The organism is Streptomyces chengmaiensis (genome assembly GCF_029846775.1).
GTDB lineage: Bacteria > Actinomycetota > Actinomycetes > Streptomycetales > Streptomycetaceae > Streptomyces > Streptomyces chengmaiensis.
Window position 1 is genome coordinate 13,206 of sequence record NZ_JARWBG010000028.1, and the last position, 22,858, is coordinate 36,063.

The following is a 22,858-nucleotide window of genomic DNA, read 5'->3' on the forward strand; positions in this document are numbered from 1 at the left end:
AACGCGCACCCCGCTCCTGCGGGGACTGACCGACCTCAGCGGAACCGGCGGCCTTCAGCCCGGGACCACCCCCGCCTTCGCGGGGAAGCAGTACATCGGTTCCAGCGAGTTCCCACCCGTTCGGTCACGCCCCCAGCGCCTCCCTCACCCGCGGGTCCGCCGCCTTCGCCCACACCTGAGGCAGCTCCCGCTCCCGTGTGGCCGCGGCCGACTCCTCGTGCCCGTAGAGCAGACCCCAGGTGAAGGCCGACTCCCCCGCCGCATGGGCCTGGATCGCCAGGTTCCGCAGGGCCTCGCGGGCGACGACGCTGTCCTGGTGGTCGCCGAGGACCGTCTGGACGGCCTTCATACGCTTGGCGAACCGTTTGGCCGGTTTGCCGAGCGCCGTCGTGGCGGCCTCCCCGGCGTACCGGGCGCGCTTGGCGGCCTTGCGGGCGTCGTGCAGGGCGAGGTCGCGCTCCTCGCCCGCGGGCAGCGAGAGGGCGGTCTCGACGCGCTGGGCGAGGCGGTCGTAGTCCTTGAGGACCGCCTTGGGCAGCGTCTTCTCCGCCGGAACGTCCGCGGCCTTCAGCAGCGGCGGATCGGCGAGCAGCGCCTCGAGGGAGTCCAGCAGTGCGAGGTAGCGCTTGCTGTCGAGGACGGCCACGGCCCGGCGGCGGGTGCCGGAGCCGCGGGCGGCCGCCCAGGTGCGCAGCCGGCCGCGGACCGGCCCGAGCACCAGCGTCCGGGGCAGCTCGTCGATGCGGGAGCGCAGCCGCTCGGCGAGGACCTCCTGGTCGCGGGCGAAGCCGAGCTCCGCGGCGAGCCAGCGCAGCTCGTCCCCCATGGGGTCGGTGACCGACCGGTCGACGATCTTCCGGTAGGTCCGGAAGGCGCTGCGCAGCCGGCGGCTGGCGACCCGCATCTGGTGGACGGAGTCGGGCAGGTCCCGGCGTACGGCGGGGTCGTGGACGAGGAGCGCGTCGACCTGTTCGCGCAGATAGGCGAGGACGTGGTCGCCGGCGGTCCGCGGCCGTGGCGGCCGCTGCGGCGCCGGGGGCCGCTCGCCCTCCGGCGCGGTCTCGGCGAGCGCTCGTGCCAGTTTCGACGGCGATGCGGCCGGCTCGATACCGGCCTTGCGGAGCTTCTTGTCGACGGCGTCGAGGAAGGCGGTCTCCGTGCCGTCGGCGAGCTCGACCTCGATCTCGTCCCACTCGGCCACGCGTCCGCCGTCGGTGAGGCGCTCCGCGCGCACCGCGTCCCGGCTCAGCTCGGCGAGCAGGGCGCCGTCGGCGTCGGCCAGATGCCGCAGCTCGCGCCGGGAGAGCAGCCGCATCACCGGCACGGTCGCGGCGCCCCTGACACGGGCGCGGACGAGGGCGGCGAGACTTCTGGGAAGGAAGTCCGACAGGGGGGCGGTGACCTCGTCCCGTATGCCGGGGGCGACGGGCAGCTTGAGATGCCAGCCGGCGTCGTCGCCGCCGGTTCTGCGGCGCAGCGTGATGGAGGCGGCGGCGAGCCGCAGGTCCCGGGTGTCGTAGTAGACGGCGTCCAGCTCGGCGACGCCCTTGTCGACGACCTGCGCGACGCCGCCGACCTTCGTCAGGTCGGGCAGTGCCGTCCGGGGGGTGGCCTCGTACTTCCGCTCGATCTCGCGCTTCGTGTCCGCCATGAACCGAATCTAGTTCTCCCGGGCGGATCGCGGCAGGGGCAGTTCCGCGCCACCTGGCGTCGGAGCCGGGCTATGCCGTTATCGGTTTCTGCACTCTGATCGACTGGAGGAGTCCGATCGCCACCCAGACGGCGAACATCGACGAGCCCCCGTAGGACACGAACGGCAGCGGCAGCCCGGCCACCGGCATGATCCCCAGCGTCATTCCGATGTTCTCGAACGACTGGAACGCGAACCAGGCGATGATCCCGGCGGCGACGATCGTGCCGTACAGCTCGGTCGTCTCGCGGGCGATGCGGCAGGCGCGCCACAGCACCACACCGAGCAGGAACAGGATGAAGCCCGCCCCGACAAAACCGAGCTCCTCGCCCGCCACGGTGAACACGAAGTCGGTCTGCTGCTCCGGCACGAACTGTCCGGTGGTCTGGGAGCCCTTGAACAGTCCGGTGCCCAGCAGCCCGCCGGAGCCGATGGCGATCCGCGCCTGGTTGGTGTTGTAGCCGACGCCCGCGGGGTCGAGTTCGGGGTTGGCGAAGGCCGCGAAGCGGTTGATCTGGTACTCGTCGAGCAGGCCGAGCACGGCGACGAGTACGGCTCCGAGGACTCCCGCGCCCAACAGGCCGAGGACCCAGCGGTTGGACGCCCCGGAGGCCAGCAGCACCCCGAGGACGATCACAGCCATCACCATCACGGAGCCGAGGTCGGGCATCAGCATCACGATGGCCATCGGGATGGCCGCCAGGCCCAGGGACTTGGCGACCACACGGTGGTCGGGGTAGGGGTGGTCGCCCGCGTCCACACGGGCGGCGAGCAGCATCGCCATCCCCAGAATGATGGTGATCTTGACGAATTCGGACGGCTGGAGGGAGAAGCCTCCGCCGATGACGATCCATGCGTGGGCGCCGTTGATCGTGGCGCCCAGGGGGGTGAGGACCAGCAGGACGAGGACGACGGAGATCCCGTACAGCACGGGGACTGCGCCGCGCAGCGTGCGGTGCCCCAGCCAGACGGTGGCGATCATGAGCGCCACGCCGATGCCGCTGTTGAGGGCGTGCCGGAAGAGGAAGTAGTAGGGGTCTCCCTGGTTGAGCTCCGTGCGGTTGCGGGTCGCGGACCAGACCAGCAGGGCGCCGATGAACGACAGCATGAGCGAGGAGAGCAGCAGCGGCCAGTCGAGGCGGCGCATCACCGAGTCGCGGGCGGTGACGCGGTGCCACATTCCGGCCCGGTCGGGTCCGTAGCCGGAGACGGAGAAGCTCTTGGCGCCGGTAGGCATCAGGGCTGCCTCCGTCCCGGCGGGCCGGCCAGCAGGTCGTCGCCCGGATCCTGTTCACCTGTGTCGGGCTCGGCGTCGGGGGCGTCGGGCTGTTGTTCCTCGCCGTCCGCGTCCTCGGGCTGTTCGGCGTCCTCGGCCTTCTCGGGCTCGTACGGCCTGATCTTCGGGGCGTCGATCGTCCCGTCGGGCTGGATCTTGGGCAGGGCCGTCCGGGGCTTGGGCAGCAGGGCCTTGCTCAGGTCCTGGTTGCCTTCCTCGTCGAGGCCGTACATCGCCTCGTAGATATTGCGCACGGCCGGTCCTGACGCGCCGGAGCCGGTGCCGCCCTGGGAGATCGTCATCACGATGGTGTAGTCGTCGGTGTAGGTGGCGAACCACGAGGTGGTCTGCTTGCCGTAGACCTGGGCGGTGCCGGTCTTGGCGTGCATCGGGATCTTGTCCTGCGGCCAGCCCTGGAAGCGCCAGGAGGCGGTGCCGCTCTCCACGACGGAGCGGAGCGCCTTGTCCAGCTTGCCGACGGTCTCTGCGTCTATCGGCAGCTTTCCGTGGGACTTGGGCTTGATCTCCTTGATGTGCTTGCCGTCGGCGCTGATGACGGCCTTGCCGACGGTGGGGTCGTAGAGGGTGCCGCCGTTGCTGATGGACGAGTAGATGACGGCCATCTGGAGGGGGGTGACGAGGATGTCGCCCTGGCCGATGGCGTAGTTGATGCTGTCGCCCGCCTTCAGCCGGTTGCCTTCGAGGCAGTTCTCATAGGCGATCTTCTCGGCGTAGCTGCCGTCCTTCTTCCCCGTCTTGCACCAGATGTCCTTGTTGGCCTTCCAGAAGTCCTTCTTCCACTGGCGGTCCGGGATCCGGCCGCTGACCTCGTTGGGCAGGTCGACGCCGGTCTTGGCGCCGAGGCCGAAGTCGTGGGCGGTCTTGTAGAACCAGTCTCCGGGGTTCTTCTTGGGCTTGTTGCCCCCGTCGCGCTGCCACTCCTTGTGGCCCAGCGCGTAGAAGACGGTGTTGCAGGAGACTTCCAGCGCCCGGCCGAGGCTGATGGGCCCGTAGCCGCGGGATTCGAAGTTCCGGAAGACCTGGCCGCCGAGGCTGTAGGAGCTGGAGCAGTTGTAGCTGCCGTCGAAGTCGTAGCCGGCCCGGACTGCGGCGCTCGCGGACACCACCTTGAAGATGGAGCCGGGGGCCGCCTGTCCCTGGATGGCGCGGTTGAGCAGCGGGTAGTTGGAGCCGTCGCCGGTGAGCTTGGCGTAGTCCTTGCCGGAGATGCCGCCGACCCAGGCGTTGGGGTCGTAGGTGGGGTTGGAGGCCATGGCGACGACCCGGCCGGTCTTGGATTCGAGCACGACGACGGCGCCCGAGTCGGCCTCGTACTTGCGGCCGGTGACCTTGTCGGTCTCCTTGCGGGCGGTCTTCATCGCCTCGTTCAGCTCGTACTCGGCCACCCGCTGCACCTGGGCGTCGATGCTGGTGATGACGTTGGAGCCGGGCCTGGCGGGTTCGGCCTGGGTCTGCCCCATGACGCGGCCGAGCTTGTCGACCTCGTACGAGGTCACTCCGGCCTTGCCGCGCAGCTCCTGGTCGTAGGTGCGCTCCAGGCCGGAGCGGCCGACCTGGTCGGAGCGGAGGAAGGGCGAGTCGCCGTCCTTGGCCTTCTCGATCTCCTCGTCGGTGACTGGGGAGAGATAGCCGAGGACCTGTGCGGTGTTGGCCTTGCCGGGCGCGGGGTAGCGGCGTACGGCGGTGGGTTCCGCGGTGATGCCGGGGAAGTCCTCGGCGCGTTCGCGGATCTGCAGGGCCTGTTGGGTGGTGGCCTCGTCGGTGACCGGGATGGGCTGGTACGGGGAGCCGTTCCAGCAGGGCTGCGGGGTCTCGTTGTTGCAGAGGCGGACCTTGTCCATGACCTCTTTCGGCGTCATCCCGAGGACTCCGGCCAGCCGGGTGAGGACGGCCTTGCCGTCGTCCTTCATCTTCATCAGCTCGGTGCGGGAGGCCGAGACGACGAGACGGGTCTCGTTGTCGGCGAGGGGCACGCCGCGGGAGTCGAGGATGGAGCCGCGGACGGCCGGCTGCACGACCCGCTGGACGTGGTTGCTCTTCGCCTCGTCCGTGAACTCGTCGCCGTTGCGGATCTGGAGGTACCAGAGCCTGCCGCCGAGGGTGAAGAGGAGGGAGAAGACGAGTACCTGGATGATGACGAGCCGGATCTGGACTCGGGGGGTCCGCCCGGTCTCGGGGATGTTGCTCACGTTGCCCCCTCTGTCATGTTCCCGTTCCGATCCGCCCTCGCGCTGGCATCCGTGTTCGTGTCCGCTCGGTCCCGGTCGTGTCGGCTTGCGTGGTCACAGCCGCTTGACTCCCTTGATGCGCCCGGCGCGGGTGGCGCGCGTACGGGCCGTCTTGACTCGCAGTCCGCCCCGCTGGCCGCCGATGCGCAGCCCGGTGCCGGAGGAGAGCCAGCCCTTGGAGACGTCCTGGGCGCCGCTCTGGGACTCGGCGAGCGGGTCGTTGTCCGCGCGTCTGGCCAGGGCCATGATCAACGGCACGGTGAACGGAGCGAGCAGCAGATCGTAGATCGCGGCGCTGAGCAGCAGGCTGCCCAGGCCGACATGGCGGGCCGCGGTGTCGCCGACGAGCGCGCCGACGCCGGAGTAGAGGAGGGTGGAGCCGAGCGCGGCGGCGACGACGGCGGCCATGGGCGCGGCGGCCGACTTGAGCTGGCCGTTCTCGGGTCGTACCAGCCCCGCGAGATAGCCGATGACGCACAGCACGAGCGCGTAGCGGCCGGCGGCGTGGTCTGCGGGCGGGGCGAGGTCGGCCAGCAGCCCGGCGCCGAAGCCGATGAACGCGCCCGCCAGATGGCCGTAGACGAAGGCGAGTCCGAGGACGGTCAGCAGCAGCAGGTCGGGGACCGCGCCGGGAAGCTGGAGGCGGGCGAGGATCGAGACCTGGATGACGAGGGCGACCACGACGAGGGTCGTGGAGAGCAGCATCCGGTTGAAGCGCATGGCGGATCAGCTCCTACTGCTGCGTGTCGTCGAACTGGCCGTCGCGGCGGCCTTCGAACTGGCCGTCGAGTGCGCCGTCGGCCTGACCGTCGCCGTCGGCCTGACCGTCGCCCTGGGCTTGGCCGTCGCCCTGGGCTTGGCCGTCCGCGGCGTCCGGGTCGGCTGTGACGGTGACCGTGACGGTGGGCGTCGGCTTGGGCTTGGCGGGCTTGGGCGGCAGGACCGTGTCCCGCGGGTCGCTGCGCGGCGCCTTGACCACGACGCCGACGACGTCGAGCTTGGTGAAGGCGGCGAATGGGCGGACGTAGATGTTTCGGGTGAGGGCTCCGCCGGAAGGATCGACGCGGACGACCTCGCCCACCGGCACTCCCGGCACAAACGGCTTGCCCGCCTGGGAGCCGAAGGTGACGAGCCGGTCGCCCTTCTTGACCTTGGCCTTGCCGTTGAGGAGTTGGACGGAGAGGGGGCGGTCGCCCTGGCCGGTGGCGAAGCCGAGTTCGTCGGTGCTCTCCATCCGGGTGCCGACGGTGAAGTCCGGGTCGCTGGCGAGCAGCACGGTGGCGGTGTCGGGGCCGACGGTGGTGACCCGGCCGACGAGCCCGTCGCCGTTGAGCACGGTCATGTCGCGCTCGATGCCGTCGCGTGAGCCGGCGTCGATCGTGACGGTCCAGGAGAAGCCCTGGGCTGCTCCTATGGCGATGACTTCGGCGCCCTTGATGCCGTACTGGCCGGCTCCGGCCGTCCTGAGGAGCTTGTCGAGCTGCTGCACCCTGCTCTTGGTGCGCTCGTCACTGCCGAGCTTCTGTCTCAGCAGGATGTTCTCCCGCTCCAGTTCGCTGATGCGGTCGTGCCGCTCACCGGAGTCCCGTACGGCCCCGATGGCGTTGCCGACGGGGCCGACGGCGGCCGCGACGCCCTTCTCCACCGGGCCGAAGACCGCGGCGGCGGCCTGCCGGGCGCCGTCGACGGGTGACTCCTCGCCGCCGCGGATGTCCACCGTGATCAGTGCGAACGCGGTGGCGACCAGCAGAACCAGGAGCAGCCGGCTCTCTCGTGTGTCCCTCACGTGCGGCGGCCGTGCCTTCCTCGTAGGAATATCGGTGTCTCTGTGTCAACGATGGGCCGTGTGGGTTGGCAGGCCCCCATACGGGGGGTCCCCCCGGGTCCTTGAGACCCAGGGGGAACCTTATGCGGCCGTTCGGGGGACGGTCAGCGGCGGGGCTGGGCGTCCAGCACCTGCTGCAGCGCTTCGAACTCCTCGACGCACTTGCCCGAGCCGAGGGCCACGGAGTCGAGCGGGTCCTCGGCGATGTGGATGGGCATCCCGGTCTCCCGGCGGAGCCGTTCGTCCAGTCCGCGCAGCAGCGCACCGCCGCCGGTGAGCACGATGCCGCGGTCCATGACGTCGCCGGAGAGTTCCGGCGGGCACTTGTCGAGGGTGGTCTTCACGGCGTCGACGATCGCGTTGACCGGTTCCTCGATGGCCTTGCGGACCTCGGCTGCCGAGATGACGACGGTCTTGGGGAGCCCGGAGACCAGGTCCCTGCCGCGGATCTCGGTGTGTTCGTCCTGGTCCATGTCATAGGCGGAGCCGATGGTGATCTTGATGCTCTCGGCCGTCCGCTCGCCGAGCAGGAGGGAGTACTCCTTCTTGATGTGCTGGATGATCGCGTTGTCCAGCTCATCGCCGGCGACGCGGATGGACTGTGCTGTGACGATTCCGCCGAGCGAGATGACGGCGACTTCCGTGGTGCCGCCGCCGATGTCGACGACCATATTGCCGGTGGCCTCATGGACCGGGAGTCCGGAGCCGATGGCGGCCGCCATCGGCTCCTCGATGATGTGCACCTGTCTGGCGCCCGCCTGCGTCGACGCCTCGATGACCGCGCGGCGCTCGACGCCGGTGATGCCGGAGGGCACACAGACGACGACACGCGGCCGGGCGAGGTACCGGCGCTTGTGGATCTTCAGGATGAAGTAGCGGAGCATCCGCTCGGTGATCTCGAAGTCGGCGATGACGCCGTCCTTCAACGGCCGGACGGCAACGATGTTGCCCGGTGTCCGGCCGATCATCTTCTTCGCCTCGGCGCCGACCGCGAGGATGCCGCCCGTGTTGGTGTTGATGGCGACGACGGACGGCTCGTTGAGGACGATCCCCCGGCCCCTGACGTACACCAGCGTGTTGGCGGTCCCGAGGTCGACAGCCATGTCACGGCCGATGAACGACATGTTGTTCCCCATGAGGATGCGTCTGGCCTTCCCAAATCGAGCGTTGATGGCTTTTTAGGACGGCGAGGTGGGTGCTGTGGCGTGAGGCTTACATCGTAGTGCCGCCTGCACGGACACGGCTCGGTGGTCCACCTCTGTATAGGTGACGAGGTGTCTTGGCGAACCGTTCCCGAAATTGCGTTTCATATGCCAGGGGGCGACCGAATTCCTTCGGTCGCCCCAGGATCTGAGCGCTGTATGGCTGACGGCTGATCAGGAAAGGCCGGGGAAGAAAATTTTCAGCTCACGAATGGCGGACTCCTCGGAGTCCGAGGCGTGGATCAGGTTCTCCCGGACGATGGTGCCGAAGTCGCCGCGGATGGAGCCGGGCTCGGCGGCGATCGGATCGGTGGGCCCGGCGAGCCGGCGCAGCCCCTCGATGACCCGCTCGCCCTCGACGACGAGCGCCACGACGGGGCCGGAGGACATGAACTCGACGAGCGGCTCGTAGAAGGGCTTGCCCTTGTGCTCGCCGTAGTGCAGCTCCAGCGTCTCCTGGTCCAGCTCACGCATCTCAAGCGCGGTGACAGCCCAGCCCGCCTTGGCCTCGATACGCCCGATGATCTCACCGATGAGCCTGCGCCGCACGGCGTCGGGCTTGAGGAGGACGAGGGTGCGCTGGGTCATGTACGGCTCCTAGCAGGCGTGCGTGTGCGGTGTCCTGAGGTTACAGGGGGTGGCGGGGGCGCCTTCCCGCACCCCTCCCCGCGAGGCCCTGGGGTGCGGGGCCGGGACCCATATCCCGGACTGGGTCTCCGCCCCGGGCCCCGTGCGGGGGTCCGCCCCCGGACCCCCGCGCCTCAATCGCCGGCGAGGCTCAGTTGTGCGACCCCTCGGGCTGCTGGGACGCCCAGCGGGCCTTGGCCGCGTCGATCTGCCGGCCGTAGTGGATCGACGCCCACCACAGGCCCGCGAAGACTGCCCCGAGGAAGAACATCGCGGGGATGAGGAAGCCGCTGACGATAAGCGCGATCTGCAGGGCCCAGCCCAGCTGGACCCCGCCCGGGCGGGTGATCATGCCGCACAGGAGCAGCGAGAACAGCATCCCGACGCCGCAGACCGTCCACACGGCGGTCATCGTCAGGTCGTCGGACTTCATCGCCACCAGACCGGCGAACCCGATCACAAAGAACTCGCCGATCAACGTGGATGCACAGAGCGTACGCACCGGATCTCAGCCCTTCCCCAGCAGCAGCCGCGCCTCGCCGACCGTGATCACCGAGCCGGTCACCAGGACGCCCGCGCCGGCGAACTCCGACTCCTCCTCCGCCAGGGTGATCGCCGCCTCCAGCGCGTCGTCCAGCCGCGGTTCGACGACGACCCGCTCGTCTCCGAAGACCTCCACCGCGATCGCCGCCAGCGCGTCCGCGTCCATCGCGCGATGGGTGGAGTTCTGTGTGACGACGACCTCCGCGAGGATCGGCTCAAATGCTTCGAGCAGCCCCTTCACATCCTTGTCGCCGCTGGTGCCCACGACGCCGATCAGCCGGGAGAAGTCGAACGACTCCTGGATGCCCTCCGCGGCCGCCCGCGCCCCCGCCGGGTTGTGCGCCGCGTCCAGGACCACGGTCGGGCTGCGCCGGACGACCTCGAGCCGCCCGGGCGAGGCCACCGAGGCGAACGCCCGCCGGATGACGTCCACATCCAGCGCCCGCGCCTGGCCCGCGCCGATGCCGAAGAACGCCTCGACCGCGGCCAGCGCCACCGCCGCGTTGTGCGCCTGGTGGGCCCCGTACAGCGGCAGGAAGACGTCCGAGTACTCCCCGCCGAGCCCGCGCAGCGTCAGCAGTTGCCCGCCGACGGCGACCTCACGGGAGAGCACACCGAACTCCATGCCCTCGCGGGCTACGGTCGCGTCCGCCTCCACGGCCTTCTTCAGCAGCACCTGCGCGGCGTCCACCGGCTGCTGCGCCAGGATGACCGTCGCGCCCTCCTTGATGACGCCCGCCTTCTCGCCGGCGATCTCGGACGGCGTGTCGCCGAGCCGGTCGGTGTGATCCAGGTCGATGGGCGTGACGACCGCGACCGCCGCGTCGATCACGTTGGTGGCGTCCCAGCTGCCGCCCATGCCGACCTCGACGACCGCCGCGTCGACGGGCGCGTCGGCGAAGGCCGCGTACGCCATTCCGGTGAGGACTTCGAAGAAGGAGAGCCGGTAGTCCTGGGAGGAGTCGACCATCTCCACATACGGCTTGATGTCGTGGTAGGTCTCGATGAAACGCTCGGCGTCGACCGTCGCGCCGTCCAGGCTGATCCGCTCGGTGATCGACTGGACGTGCGGCGAGGTGTAGCGGCCGGTACGCAGCTCGAACGCGCCCAGCAGCGCCTCGATCATCCGGGCCGTGGACGTCTTGCCGTTCGTCCCGGTGATGTGGATCGACGGATACGCGCGCTGGGGCTCGCCCAGCACGTCCATCAGGGCCTTGATCCGGGTGACCGAGGGCTCCAGCTTGGTCTCGCCCCAGCGGGTGGCCAGCTCGGCCTCGACCTCGCGCAGGGCCTTGTCCACCTTCGGGTCGGCGGGGCGCGCGGGAACGGGGTCACCCTGCGGCGGACCGGCCTGGGCGCGCAGGGTGCGACTGCCGGCCTCGATCACCGCCAGGTCGGGGTCACGGTCTGTCTCGGCGTCGACGATCTCGTCGAAGGGGTCCGGCTGCTCACTCACAGGGTCAGTCTACGGAGGGCCGCCGGCGGCGCCGCCGACAGGATGTTCGCCCTGTCCGTTTCGGGACGTTCGACCAAGGCGGCGGGCCCGGCCGCAGACCGCGCACCCGGGCGGTCGTGTGCGTACCGAGAATCCAGCCCGTCCGGCGCTTGAGGACACGGCCCAAGGCCGTACCAGGGGTCCGGGGGCTTGCCCCCAGTTACGGGAAGGAGCTCATCCACAGGGGGCAGGTGCACTGACGAGGAGGCCCCGGGTTGCCCCGGGGCCTCCTCATCGCTGCGCCCTACGCCTGCGGCAGCGCCGCCAGCTGCGCGGTGATGCGCTCGATGTCCTCCTCGGCCTTGGCCAGCCGGGTGCGGATCTTGTCGACGACCTGGTCCGGGGCCTTGGCCAGGAAGGCTTCGTTGCCGAGCTTCGCCTGCGCCTGCGCCTTCTCCTTCTGGGCAGCGCCGAGGTCCTTCGTCAGCCGCTTGCGCTCCGCCGCGACGTCGATCGCCCCGGAGAGGTCGAGCGCGACGACCGCGCCGGCGACCGGCAGGGTCGCCGTGGCGTGGAAGCCCTCGCCCTCGGGCTGGAGACGCAGCAGCTGCCGGATGGCGGGCTCGTGCGCTGCCAGCTCGGTGCCGGACAGATCGAGGCGGGCCGGGACCTTCTGGCCGGGCTGCAGCCCCTGGTCGGAGCGGAAGCGGCGGACCTCGGTGATCACCTGCTGGAGGTTCTCGATCTCGCGCTCGGCGGCCTGGTCGCGGAAGCCGCCGTCGCTCGGCCAGTCGGCGATGACGACCGACTCCTGCCCGGTGAGCGTGGTCCACAGCGTCTCGGTGACGAAGGGGACGACCGGGTGCAGCAGCCGCAGCATCACGTCCAGGACCTCGCCGAGGACCCGGCCGGAGACCCGGGCCGGCTCGCCGCCCTCGAAGAAGGTGGTCTTGGACAGCTCGACGTACCAGTCGAAGACCTCGTCCCAGGCGAAGTGGAACAGGGTCTCGGACAACTTGGCGAACTGGTAGTCCTCGTAGTACGCGTCCACTTCGGCGACGACCGAGTTGAGCCGGGAGAGGATCCACCGGTCCGTGGCGGACATCTGCTCCGGGCCGGGCAGCGGACCCTCGACGGTCGCGCCGTTCATCAGCGCGAAGCGGGTGGCGTTCCAGATCTTGTTGGCGAAGTTGCGGGAGCCCTGGACCCAGTCCTCGCCGATGGGGACGTCGACGCCGGGGTTGGCGCCGCGGGCGAGGGTGAAGCGCAGCGCGTCGGAGCCGTACTTGTCCATCCAGTCCAGCGGATTGACCGCGTTGCCGAAGGACTTCGACATCTTCTTGCCGAACTGGTCGCGGACCATGCCGTGCAGGGCGATGGTGTGGAACGGCGGGGTGCCGTCCATCGCGTACAGGCCGAACATCATCATCCGGGCGACCCAGAAGAAGAGGATGTCGTAGCCGGTGACCAGGACGGAGTTCGGGTAGAACTTCGCCAGGCTCTCGGTCTGCTCGGGCCAGCCGAGCGTGGAGAACGGCCACAGGCCGGAGGAGAACCACGTGTCCAGGACGTCGGTCTCCTGGGTCCAGCCGTCGCCGGACGGGGGCTCCTCGTCCGGTCCGACGCAGACGACCTCGCCGTCCGGCCCGTACCAGACCGGGATGCGGTGGCCCCACCACAGCTGGCGCGAGATGCACCAGTCGTGGAGATTGTCGACCCAGTCAAAGTACCGCTTCTCCATCTCCTGCGGATGGATCTTGACCTGGCCGTCGCGCACGGCGTCGCCGGCGGCCCGGGCGAGCGGGCCGACCTTGACCCACCACTGCATGGACAGCCGCGGCTCGATGGTGGTCTTGCAGCGGGAGCAGTGGCCGACGGAGTGGGTGTACGGCCGCTTCTCGGCGACGATCCGGCCCTCGGCGCGCAGGGCGCCGACGATGGCGCTGCGGGCCTCCAGCCGGTCCAGACCCTGGAACGGGCCGTGGACCGTGATGATCGCGTGCTCGTCCATGACCGCGAGGTTCGGCAGGCCGTGGCGCTGGCCGATCTCGAAGTCGTTCGGGTCGTGGGCCGGGGTGACCTTGACCGCGCCGGTGCCGAACTCGGGGTCGACATGGGCGTCGGCGACGACGGGGATGCGGCGGCCGGTGAGCGGCAGTTCGATCTCCTTGCCGACGAGATGCCGGTAGCGCTCGTCGTCCGGGTGGACGGCGACGGCCGTGTCGCCGAGCATCGTCTCGGCGCGGGTCGTGGCGACGACGATGGAGTCCTCGCCCTCGCCGTACCGGATCGAGACCAGCTCGCCGTCGTCGTCCTGGTACTCCACCTCGATGTCCGAGATGGCCGTCAGACAGCGCGGGCACCAGTTGATGATCCGCTCGGCGCGGTAGATCAGCTCGTCGTCGTAGAGCCTCTTGAAGATCGTCTGGACGGCCTTGGACAGGCCCTCGTCCATGGTGAAGCGCTCACGCGACCAGGCGACGCCGTCGCCCAGGCGCTTCATCTGCCCCGAGATCTGCCCGCCGGACTCCGCCTTCCACTGCCAGACGCGCTCGATGAACGCCTCCCGGCCGAGGTCGTGCCGGGACTTGCCCTCCTTGGCCAGCTCCCGCTCGACGACGTTCTGCGTGGCGATGCCGGCGTGGTCCATGCCGGGCTGCCACAGCGCCTCGTAGCCCTGCATCCGCTTCCGGCGGGTGAGGGCGTCGATCAGCGTGTGCTCGAAGGCATGCCCCAGGTGGAGGCTGCCGGTGACGTTCGGCGGCGGGATGACGATGGTGTACGGGGGCTTGTCGCTCTTGGCCTCCGCCTCAAAGTAACCGCGCTCTACCCAGCGCTCGTACAGCTCTCCCTCTACCTCGGCCGGCGCGTACTGGGTCGGCAGTTCGGGGGCGGATGCTGGCGGCTGCTGCGATGAGTTCTCGGTCACGGGCACAGTTTAGAGGTGTCACGGGCTCGCACTGAAACGGGAATGTTCGGTAACGGAGTGGGCCCCGACGAAGCGCGGGACCGCGGCTTCCGCCAGGATGTTCGCACCACGTAAGCATCTGGAGGGGAACCCAGACCATGAGCTACAACCAGCCGGGCCCGTACGGCGGCCAGCCCCCGCAGCAGCCCGGGCCGTACGGCCAGCAGCCGCCGCAGCCCGGCTACGGCTACCCCCAGCAGCCCCCGGCCGGACCGCCCCAGCCGGGTTACGGACACCCCCAGCAGCAGCCGGGCCCGTACGCCCAGCCGCAGTACGGGCAGCAGCCGCCCTTCCCCCAGCAGCCCGGCTACCCCGGCGCCCCGGTGCCGCCCCCGCCGGCCCCGAAGAGGAGGACCGGCCTGATCGTCGCCTCGGCAGTGGTGGCGCTCGCGGTGATCGGCGGAGCGGCGTACTACTTCATGAGCGGCGGTGGCGGCAGTTCGTCCGTCTCGGATGACGGCCCGCACAAGCTGGCGACGCCGGAGAAGGTCCTCGGCGGCGAGTACAAGCGCATCACCGACGACGGCGCGGGCGCGAACGACGGCAGCGCCGCCGAGGACATGGCCAAGAGCGGCATCCAGGACGGCACCTCGGTCATCGGGGCGTACTCGACTGTGGACCTGGCCGGCTTTGACCCCTCGGACCCCAGCAGCGCCCCCGCCGACCTTGCGACGTCCAAGGGCATCACCTTCGTGGGCGCCTACGGCAAGATCGCCGACCCCGGGAAGGCGCTCGACGCCTTCTTCGCCAGGCTCAGCAAGGACGCGGCCGCCGGCAAGAACGGCTCCAAGCTGGTCGGGAAGCCGGTCGCGGTGTCGCCCGACGGCTTCGACAACGGCCTGATGAAGTGCCAGGCGGCCCAGGGCAAGGACCAGATCACCGGAAACGACAAGACGGACTGGTTCTGTGCCTGGGCCGACTACAGCACCATCGCGATGGTCTCCCCCGGTGACCGCACCAAGGACGTCGACAAGGACACGGCGGTCAAGGTGACGGTCGGCCTCCGCAAGGAGATCCGCGTCGAGCAGTGACCTGCCCGCATGCGAAGGGCGCCCGGTCATCTGGGGTGACCGGGCGCCCTTCCCATGCGAAAAGCGGGGCTGCGCTATGCGCTCTTCTCGTGGCGGCCGTCGTTCTTGACGATCCGTGGGACCAGCGTCGGGTTCACGTTGTTGTGGACCACATCCGCCGTGATGACCACCCGTGCGACGTCCTTGCGGGACGGCACCTCGTACATCACCGACATCAGGACCTCTTCCATGATGGCGCGCAGGCCGCGCGCGCCCGTGCCGCGGAGGATGGCCTGGTCGGCGATGGCTTCGAGGGCGGGGCGGTCGAAGTCGAGTTCCACGCCGTCGAGTTCGAAGAGGCGCTGGTACTGCTTGACCAGCGCATTGCGCGGCTCGACGAGGATCTTGAGAAGGGCCTCGCGGTCGAGGTTGTGGACGGAGGTGATGACCGGGAGGCGGCCGATGAACTCCGGGATCATGCCGAACTTGACCAGGTCCTCCGGCATGACCTCCTGGAACTGGTCGCTGGCCTCGATCTCGCGCTTGGAGCGGATCGTCGCGCCGAAGCCGATGCCCTTGGCGCCCGCACGGGATTCGATGATCTTCTCCAGGCCGGCGAACGCGCCGCCCACGATGAACAGGACGTTCGTCGTGTCGATCTGGATGAACTCCTGGTGCGGGTGCTTGCGGCCGCCCTGCGGGGGCACGGAGGCGGTGGTGCCCTCCAGGATCTTCAGCAGGGCCTGTTGGACGCCCTCGCCGGAGACATCCCGGGTGATCGACGGATTTTCGCTCTTACGGGCGACCTTGTCGATCTCGTCGATGTAGATGATCCCCGTCTCGGCCTTCTTGACGTCGTAGTCGGCGGCCTGGATCAGCTTCAGCAGGATGTTCTCGACGTCCTCGCCGACATAGCCCGCCTCGGTGAGCGCGGTGGCGTCCGCGATGGCGAAGGGGACGTTCAGCATGCGGGCCAGGGTCTGCGCGAGGAGCGTCTTGCCGGAGCCCGTGGGGCCGAGCAGCAGGATGTTGGATTTGGCGAGTTCGATGCCGTCGTCACGGCCCTGCGGGCCGCCGTTCTCACCGGCCTGGACACGCTTGTAGTGGTTGTAGACCGCGACCGAGAGGGCCTTCTTGGCGGGCTCCTGCCCGACGACGTACCCCTCGAGGAACTCGTAGATCTCACGCGGCTTGGGGAGTTCCTCCCAGCGCACTTCGGAGGTCTCGGCGAGCTCCTCCTCGATGATCTCATTGCAGAGGTCGATGCACTCGTCGCAGATATACACACCGGGACCTGCGATGAGCTTCTTCACCTGCTTCTGGCTCTTCCCGCAGAACGAGCACTTGAGCAGATCGCCGCCATCACCGATGCGTGCCACGAGGTGCTTCCCCTTCGCCTGGGAGCGGGCTGGTGCAGCCGGCTCCTGGTGCCTCATATCCGACGGTACCTTGCCGGGCCCCCCGTTCGGGCCCCCCTTGGCGCGGTTCACATTGTCGTGTACCGCGCCAAGGGTGCGGGTTTCGTCAGGCGGCCGCTGCCGCCGCGCTCTTGCGGGTGGAGACGATCTGGTCGATCAGGCCGTACTCGAGCGCGTCCTCAGCGGTGAGGATCTTGTCACGCTCGATGTCGTCGCGGATCTTCTCCAGCGCGGTGGAGGAGTGCTTGGCGAGCATCTCCTCGAGCTGGGTGCGCATCCGCAGGATCTCGTTGGCGGCGATCTCCAGGTCGGAGAGCTGCTCCCGGCCGGTCTGCGAGGACGGCTGGTGGATCAGCACGCGTGCGTGCGGCAGGGCCATGCGCTTGCCGGGCGTGCCGGCGGCCAGCAGCACGGCCGCGGCGGAGGCCGCCTGGCCCATGCAGACCGTCTGGATGTCCGGCTTCACGAACTGCATCGTGTCGTAGATCGCGGTCAGCGCCGTGAACGAGCCGCCGGGGCTGTTGATGTAGACGGAGATGTCGCGGTCCGGGTCCATCGACTCCAGACACAGCAGCTGCGCCATGACGTCGTTGGCGGAGGCGTCGTCGATCTGCACGCCGAGGAAGATCACGCGCTCCTCGAAGAGCTTGGCGTACGGGTCGTACTCGCGCACGCCCTGCGAGGTGCGCTCGACGAAGCGCGGGACGACATAGCGGTTGTCCACCTGCGGGCCGGTGTAGAGGCCGCTCGCGGAGAAGTCAGTCATGTGGGTGTTCACCATCCTGGTGGGGCTCAGAGGGAGGGGCGGAAACGCGGAGCCGTCCGTCGGACTCAGGCGCCCGTGCCGCCGCCGCCCGGAACGCCCGACGCGGCGGAAATGATCTCATCGATGAGGCCGTAGTCCTTGGCCTCCTCGGACGTGAACCAGCGGTCCCGGTCGCCGTCGCGGATGATCGTCTCCACGCTCTGGCCGGAGTGGTGGGCGGTGATCTCGGCCATGCGCTTCTTGGTGCGCAGCAGGTACTCGGCCTGGATCTTGATGTCGGAGGCGGTGCCGCCGATGCCGGCGGAGCCCTGGTGCATCAGAATGTCGGTGTTGGGCAGCGCGAAGCGCTTGCCCGCGGCGCCGCCCGTCAGCAGGAACTGGCCCATGGAGGCGGCCATGCCCATGCCGATGGTCACCACGTCGTTCGGGATGTACTGCATGGTGTCGTAGATCGCCATGCCCGCGGTCACCGAGCCGCCGGGGCTGTTGATGTAGAGGTAGATGTCCTTGTCCGGGTCGGCGGCAAGGAGCAGCATCTGAGCGGTGATCTTGTTGGCGATCTCGTCGTCGACCTGCTGGCCGAGGAAGATGATCCGCTCGCCGAGCAGCCGGTTGTACACATGGTCGCCGAGGCCGCCACCGATGGACGGCTCACCCGCGGCGTAAGGCATCAGATTCGTCACGTATCCACCTGCTCGTCTCTGACGGCTCCGGCCGTCTCACGCGTCTTGGCACTGGGGGCGGCTACTGACCTGCCCTCGTATTCATGGACCCTAACGCGCAGGTAGGACAACGCCATCCCGGTTCCCGAACTGTTCGCTCGGAGCGCAAGGTACGTCCGGGAACCGTGGTGCGTGCGGGATACGAGATGCGCATGGTGTCCGGATGCCCGCGGGCCCCGGACGCGACGCGTCCGGGGCCCGCACAAGGGTCCACACAGGGCTCGGGAAGGGCCCGGGGGGATCAGGCCTCGGGCTTGTCGGCCTTCTCGGCCTGCTTCTCCTCGGCCTGCTCGGCGTCGGCGCTCTCGCCCTCGCCCTCGACGACGGCCTCGACCGTCTCGGCGGCGGCCTCGGTCTCCTCCTCGTCCTCGAGGTCGACGACCTCGCCGTTGGTGTCGAGGACCTTGGCGGCCTCGACCACCACCGCCAGCGCCTTGCCGCGGGCGACCTCGCCGACGAGCACCGGCACCTGGTTGTTCTCCACGACGGCCTGGGCGAACTGGTCGGGGCTCATGCCGGAGGAGGCCGCACGCCGCATGAGGTGCTCGGTGAGCTCCTCCTGGTTGACGTTCAGCTTCTCCGTGGAGACCAGCTCGTCGAGGATGAACTGGGTCTTGATGCCCTTGACCGCCTGCTCGCGGGTCTCGGCGTCGAACTCCTCCTCGCTCTTGCCCTGGATCTCCAGGTACTTGGCGAGGTCGAGGCCCATCTGGCCGAGCTGGTGGTGCTCCAGGTTGTGCTTGCGGGTGCGCACCTCGTCCTCGAGGAGCTTCTCGGGGATCGGCACCTCGGCCAGCTTCAGCAGCTCGTCCAGGACGCGCTCCTGGGCCTGGGTGGCCTGGTCGTACTGCTTCATGTTCGCCAGGCGCTTGCGGCTGTCGGCCTTGAGCTCCTCGAGGGTGTCGAACTCGCTCGCCATCTGGGCGAAGTCGTCGTCCAGCTCGGGCAGCTCACGCGCGGCGACGGCGGTGACCTTGACGGTGACCTCCGCCTCCTTGCCCTCGGCGGAGCCGCCCTTGAGGGTGGAGGTGAAGGTGGCCTCGCCGCCGGCCTCCAGGCCGGTCACGGCCTCGTCGATGCCGTCGAGCAGCTCGCCGGAGCCGATGGTGTACTGCACGCCGTCGGCCTTGCCGTCGGCGAGGACCTCGCCGTCGACCTTGGCCTCGAGGTCGACGGTGACGACGTCGCCCTCGGCGGCGGCGCGCTCGACCGGGTTGGTGGAGGCGAAGCGCTCACGCAGCTGCTCGACGGACTTCTCGACGTCCTCGTCGGTGACCTCGACGGCGTCCACGGTGACCTCGATGCCGGAGTAGTCCGGGATCTCGATGACCGGGCGGATGTCGACCTCGGCGGTGAAGGCCAGCAGCTCGCCGTCCTTCAGCTCGGTGATGTCGACCTCGGGCTGGCCGAGCGGGTTCACCTCGGCCTCGTTGACCGCCTCGGTGTAGAACTTCGGCAGCGCGTCGTTGACGGCCTCTTCCAGGACGGCACCGCGTCCGAACCGCTGGTCGATCACACGGGCCGGGACCTTGCCCTTGCGGAAGCCCTTGACCGTGACCTGCTGGTTGATCTTCTTGTACGCCGCGTCGAGGCTGGCCTTGAGCTCCTCGAAGGGCACCTCGACAGTGAGCCGAACCCGAGTCGGGTTCAGGGTCTCCACGGCGCTCTTCACGGTTCGGTCTCCTTGGTGGCTGATTCTCTGAGATTCCGCTGGTCCCGCTTGGTCGGCGGTCCAGCCGGTCGGCCCGGTACACCCGGTCTGAGAGACCTTATGAGACACACGGGCACGCAGCTTGCATAGTAACCGCAAGCAGGACGGCCCCCACAACGTGATCTTGGTCAGCGCCTGAGGCAAGTGGTCGGGGTGGCGGGATTTGAACCCACGGCCTTCCGCTCCCAAAGCGGACGCGCTACCAAGCTGCGCCACACCCCGTTGGTGCGAACGTAGGGTACATGCCCGACGGCGGTTGTCCTGCTCGTTTAACGGGGTGTGCGCCCACGGCCCGGGACCCGCTACGATGCTCTTGCTCGCCGCGGCCCGCGTGACCTCACGCGACCCGTGCCGTGGTGCGGCGTATGCGGGCGTAGCTCAATGGTAGAGCCCTAGTCTTCCAAACTAGCTACGCGGGTTCGATTCCCGTCGCCCGCTCTCATGAGGCTCTGCCCGGGTCCGCGGTCGCGGATCCGGGCAGAGCCTTTTCAGAAGCTGATGCCGTTGATCGTGGCCGCTATCGAGTCGAGGAACCGCTGGATGGACGGGGCCATGCCCGTCGAGGCGAGGAAGAAGCCGAAGAGGGCCGCGACGACGGCAGGTCCCGCCTTGAGCGAGCCGCCGCGGATCAACACCACGAGGACGATCGCCAACAGCAGCACCACAGAGAACGAAATGGCCACAACTGATCACACCCTCGGTCGGTCCGCTTCCGGCCTGGGGGCATACGGCCCAGCACACCCCCGCCGGGACCATCGTGCCATCAACGGCCCTGTACATGCTGCCCGCTGAGGTGCCATCGACGCGTGGCCCGCACCACTCCTGACGGCCGCCCCCGCCGGGGAGTCCCCCCGGCTCACCCCTCACGGCAGATCAGCAGCAGCGCACGGTCGTCGTTGACGTCCTTGGCAACCGCCTCGATCAGATGCCAGGCCGCGCCCTGGAAGCTGGCGGCCACATAGCGGTCCGCCTCTCCGGTGAGACGGTCCATGCCCTCGCTGATGTCGCGGTCGTTCGCCTCCACCAGGCCGTCGGTGAAGAGCATCAGCACATCGCCGGAGCGCAGGGAGCCCTTGACCGGGTCGAACTGGGCGCCGTCGTAGACGCCGAGCAGCGGGCCCTCCGCGGTCTTCTCCTCCCAGCGCCCGCTGCCGGCGTGCAGCTGGAGCGCGGGCAGATGGCCGGCCGAGAGCAGCTCGTAGTCTCCGGAGTCGAGGTCGAGGACGAGGTGGACGGAGGTCGCGAAGCCCTCGTCCCAGTCCTGGCGCAGGAGGTAGCCGTTGGCGGCGGGCAGGAAGCCGTGCGGCGGCAGCGAGCCGAGCAGTCCGCCGAACGCGCCGGACAGCAGCAGGGCGCGGGAGGCGGCGTCCATGCCCTTGCCGGAGACGTCGGTGAGGACGACCTCCAGGGTGCGGCCGCCGTTGGTGCGGGCGGCCACCACGAAGTCGCCGGAGAAGGACTGGCCGCCGGCCGGCCGCAGCGCCATCTCGCGGTGCCAGCCCCTGGGCAGCCGGGGCAGGGCACTCTGGACCCGGATGCGTTCGCGCAGGTCGAAGAGCATGGTGCCGCCGCGCCGCCAGGGCACCCCGACCCTGGCCCGGAACTGGGCGATGAGCAGTCCGAAGAAGCCGCAGGCCGCGACCACCAGGACGGTGCCCGGAGTGACCCGCGCCGGGCCTTCCGTGTATGGCCCGAGGATCGCGGACTCCACGATCAGCGCGGCCGCGGCGGCCGCGTACAGGCCCAGCAGGCTGGCCGGGCGCAGCAGCAGCCCGCCCGCCACGATGGGCAGGACCAGCGCCGCCGGGGACCACCAGACCGGCGCCTCGACGGTCGCCCAGGTGAGGACGGGGATTGTAAGGAGCAGTCCCGCCAGTGCTATCCAGTCCGAGCCGTCTCCCCTGAAGTAGTCGACTCCGGATTTGCGCAGCGCGATGCGGGCCCGGTGCACTGCTCTGCGCGTCCGGGCCGTGTACGAGTCTGCTGCGGGGCCACGTGCCATTGACGTGGACCCTATCCACCCGCCCGGCTCACGTGCAGGGGGACCCCTATGACAATGCGTTCGAAATCGGGTCGCGTCGGGACGGGGGGACTGGTAGCCATGGCATATGACTGGAGACCTGCGGGTACTGCGCCCGGCCGAGTGGGACCGGTGGTTCGGCGTGCTGGAGCTGGCGTTCGGCGGGGTGCCCGCACCGCCCGCGGAGCGCGAACTGTGGCAGGCGCTCACGGAGCATGAGCGCTCGCTGGGGGTGTGGGAGGGGGACGACTGCATCGGGACGGCGGGGGCGTTCTCGTTCCGGCTGTCGGTGCCCGGCGGGTCGCTGGTCCCGGCCGCGGGCGTGACGATGGTGAGTGTGGCGTCGACCCACCGCCGACGCGGCGTGCTGACCTCGATGATGCGGCGGCAGCTCGACGACGTGCGGGCGTGGGGCGAGCCGCTGGCCGTGCTGACGGCCTCGGAGCCGGCGATCTACGGGCGGTTCGGGTACGGGATCGCGACCTGGCAGCTGTCCGCGGAGATCGACACTGACCGGGTGCGGCTGGCGGGGGCGCCCGGGAGCGGGGAGCTGCGGCTGCGGCTGGCGCAGCCGACGGACGCGGCGGTACGGGCGGAGTGCGAGGCGGTGTACGCGGCGGAGGTCGCCGGGCGTCCGGGCATGCCGGCCCGCCGGCCGGGCTGGGAGCGGCTGCCCTTCCTGGACCCTCCTCAGGACCGCGACGGGGCCTCTCCGCTGCAGTGCGTCCTGGCACGGCGCGACGGTCGGACGGCCGGGTACGCGCTGTTCCGCATCAAGCCGTCCTCCGATGCCGCCGGCCCCGACGGCACGGTGGTACTGGAGCATCTGGGGGCGCTGGACCCGGCCGCGTACGCCGCTCTGTGGCGGTTCCTGTGCGACATCGACCTCACGTCGACGGTCCGTGTCGGCAACCGTCCGGTGGACGACGCCTGGCAGCATCTGGTGTCGGACATCCGGCGCTGCCAGGTGCGGGTGAGGGACTCGCTGCATCTGCGGCTGGTGGAGGTGGGCGCGGCGCTGAGCGCGCGGACATACCGCACCCCGGTGGATGCGGTGTTCGAGGTGGCGGACGACTTCTGCCCGTGGAACGCGGGGCGTTGGCGGCTGACCGGCGACGCGAAGGGCGCGTCGTGTGAACGCACCGAGGATCCCGCCGAGTTGTCCCTGACGGTGCGTGAGCTGGGTGCGGCGTATCTGGGCGGGGTTCCGCTGACGTCGCTGGCGGCCGCGGGCCGGGTGCGGGAGCTGCGGAAGGGGGCACTGGCGGAGGCGTCTTCGGCGTTCGGCAGCGAGGTGGCGCCCTGGCTGCCGCACGGCTTCTGACGCCCGCCGCCGACGCGCTGGTGACGGCGGGTCCCGGCGGGCGGGCGCGCCCGGCCTGCGGCAGCCGCCCGC

The 22,858-nt window shown here is 69.7% G+C and carries 18 protein-coding genes and 2 tRNA genes; 3 read left to right on the plus strand and 17 right to left on the minus strand.

Annotated features, from left to right (window positions below; genetic code table 11):
* Window positions 1-124: 124 nt before the first annotated feature.
* From QCN29_RS22535 to QCN29_RS22580, 10 genes are all read right to left on the minus strand, one after another.
* Window positions 125-1,651 carry a CYTH and CHAD domain-containing protein gene (locus tag QCN29_RS22535; protein WP_279930371.1) on the minus strand — a complete coding sequence of 509 codons (1,527 nt, stop codon included), beginning with the start codon at window positions 1,649-1,651 and terminating at the stop codon, window positions 125-127.
* A gap of 70 nt (window positions 1,652-1,721) precedes the next feature.
* On the minus strand, window positions 1,722-2,927 hold the full coding sequence (rodA, locus tag QCN29_RS22540; protein WP_279930373.1) for a rod shape-determining protein RodA: 1,206 nt from the start codon (window positions 2,925-2,927) through the stop codon (window positions 1,722-1,724).
* Window positions 2,927-5,176, minus strand: coding sequence for a penicillin-binding protein 2 (gene mrdA / locus QCN29_RS22545; protein WP_279930376.1), 2,250 nt, complete (start codon window positions 5,174-5,176; stop codon window positions 2,927-2,929). The genes rodA and mrdA overlap by 1 nt, the downstream gene beginning before the upstream one ends.
* Before the next feature lie 93 nt (window positions 5,177-5,269).
* Entirely contained in the window at window positions 5,270-5,935 is a 666-nt protein-coding gene (mreD, locus tag QCN29_RS22550; RefSeq protein ID WP_279930377.1) for a rod shape-determining protein MreD, read from the minus strand.
* Window positions 5,936-5,948: 13 nt separating this feature from the next.
* Window positions 5,949-7,001, minus strand: coding sequence for a rod shape-determining protein MreC (gene mreC / locus QCN29_RS22555; RefSeq protein ID WP_279930378.1), 1,053 nt, complete (start codon window positions 6,999-7,001; stop codon window positions 5,949-5,951).
* Between the two features lie 143 nt (window positions 7,002-7,144).
* Window positions 7,145-8,164 carry a rod shape-determining protein gene (locus tag QCN29_RS22560; RefSeq protein WP_240138698.1) on the minus strand — a complete coding sequence of 340 codons (1,020 nt, stop codon included), beginning with the start codon at window positions 8,162-8,164 and terminating at the stop codon, window positions 7,145-7,147.
* A gap of 252 nt (window positions 8,165-8,416) precedes the next feature.
* Window positions 8,417-8,830, minus strand: a complete 414-nt coding sequence (gene ndk, locus QCN29_RS22565; protein WP_240138655.1) for a nucleoside-diphosphate kinase — start codon at window positions 8,828-8,830, stop codon at window positions 8,417-8,419.
* A 190-nt stretch (window positions 8,831-9,020) separates the two neighbouring features.
* Window positions 9,021-9,371 (minus strand): DUF4233 domain-containing protein, encoded by a 351-nt coding sequence (locus tag QCN29_RS22570; RefSeq protein ID WP_240138656.1) that lies wholly within the window; start codon window positions 9,369-9,371, stop codon window positions 9,021-9,023.
* A gap of 6 nt (window positions 9,372-9,377) precedes the next feature.
* Window positions 9,378-10,868 (minus strand): bifunctional tetrahydrofolate synthase/dihydrofolate synthase, encoded by a 1,491-nt coding sequence (gene folC, locus QCN29_RS22575; RefSeq protein WP_279930382.1) that lies wholly within the window; start codon window positions 10,866-10,868, stop codon window positions 9,378-9,380.
* A 283-nt stretch (window positions 10,869-11,151) separates the two neighbouring features.
* A complete protein-coding gene (locus QCN29_RS22580) occupies window positions 11,152-13,776 on the minus strand; it encodes a valine--tRNA ligase (RefSeq protein ID WP_240138658.1) in 2,625 nt (874 codons plus the stop codon).
* A gap of 137 nt (window positions 13,777-13,913) precedes the next feature.
* Between QCN29_RS22580 and QCN29_RS22585 the strand changes: the two genes are divergently transcribed.
* Window positions 13,914-14,846, plus strand: coding sequence for a hypothetical protein (locus QCN29_RS22585; RefSeq protein ID WP_279930386.1), 933 nt, complete (start codon window positions 13,914-13,916; stop codon window positions 14,844-14,846).
* Window positions 14,847-14,920: 74 nt separating this feature from the next.
* On the opposite strand, the gene clpX is transcribed toward QCN29_RS22585, so the two are convergent.
* From clpX to QCN29_RS22610, 5 genes are all read right to left on the minus strand, one after another.
* Complete coding sequence (gene clpX, locus QCN29_RS22590) at window positions 14,921-16,204, minus strand: ATP-dependent Clp protease ATP-binding subunit ClpX (RefSeq protein WP_240138660.1); 1,284 nt, start codon at window positions 16,202-16,204, stop codon at window positions 14,921-14,923.
* A 145-nt stretch (window positions 16,205-16,349) separates the two neighbouring features.
* Window positions 16,350-17,024: an ATP-dependent Clp protease proteolytic subunit gene (locus tag QCN29_RS22595; protein ID WP_275675214.1), complete on the minus strand. Its 675-nt coding sequence runs from the start codon at window positions 17,022-17,024 to the stop codon at window positions 16,350-16,352.
* Between the two features lie 50 nt (window positions 17,025-17,074).
* Window positions 17,075-17,680, minus strand: coding sequence for an ATP-dependent Clp protease proteolytic subunit (locus tag QCN29_RS22600; protein ID WP_279930446.1), 606 nt, complete (start codon window positions 17,678-17,680; stop codon window positions 17,075-17,077).
* Between the two features lie 292 nt (window positions 17,681-17,972).
* Entirely contained in the window at window positions 17,973-19,403 is a 1,431-nt protein-coding gene (gene tig, locus QCN29_RS22605; protein ID WP_279930391.1) for a trigger factor, read from the minus strand.
* A gap of 184 nt (window positions 19,404-19,587) precedes the next feature.
* Window positions 19,588-19,664: transfer RNA gene (locus tag QCN29_RS22610), tRNA-Pro, on the minus strand.
* Window positions 19,665-19,809: 145 nt separating this feature from the next.
* Here QCN29_RS22610 and QCN29_RS22615 point away from each other — a divergent pair.
* A tRNA-Gly gene (locus QCN29_RS22615) sits at window positions 19,810-19,880 on the plus strand.
* Window positions 19,881-19,930: 50 nt separating this feature from the next.
* On the opposite strand, the gene QCN29_RS22620 is transcribed toward QCN29_RS22615, so the two are convergent.
* Window positions 19,931-20,125 (minus strand): hypothetical protein, encoded by a 195-nt coding sequence (locus QCN29_RS22620; RefSeq protein WP_240138663.1) that lies wholly within the window; start codon window positions 20,123-20,125, stop codon window positions 19,931-19,933.
* Window positions 20,126-20,298: 173 nt separating this feature from the next.
* The gene (locus QCN29_RS22625; RefSeq protein ID WP_240138664.1) at window positions 20,299-21,444 is read right to left on the minus strand and encodes a PP2C family protein-serine/threonine phosphatase; all 1,146 of its coding nucleotides are present in this window, start codon (window positions 21,442-21,444) and stop codon (window positions 20,299-20,301) included.
* A gap of 106 nt (window positions 21,445-21,550) precedes the next feature.
* On the opposite strand from QCN29_RS22625, the gene QCN29_RS22630 reads away from it, so the two are divergent.
* The gene (locus tag QCN29_RS22630) at window positions 21,551-22,786 is read left to right on the plus strand and encodes a GNAT family N-acetyltransferase (RefSeq protein ID WP_279930394.1); all 1,236 of its coding nucleotides are present in this window, start codon (window positions 21,551-21,553) and stop codon (window positions 22,784-22,786) included.
* Window positions 22,787-22,858: the final 72 nt, after the last annotated feature.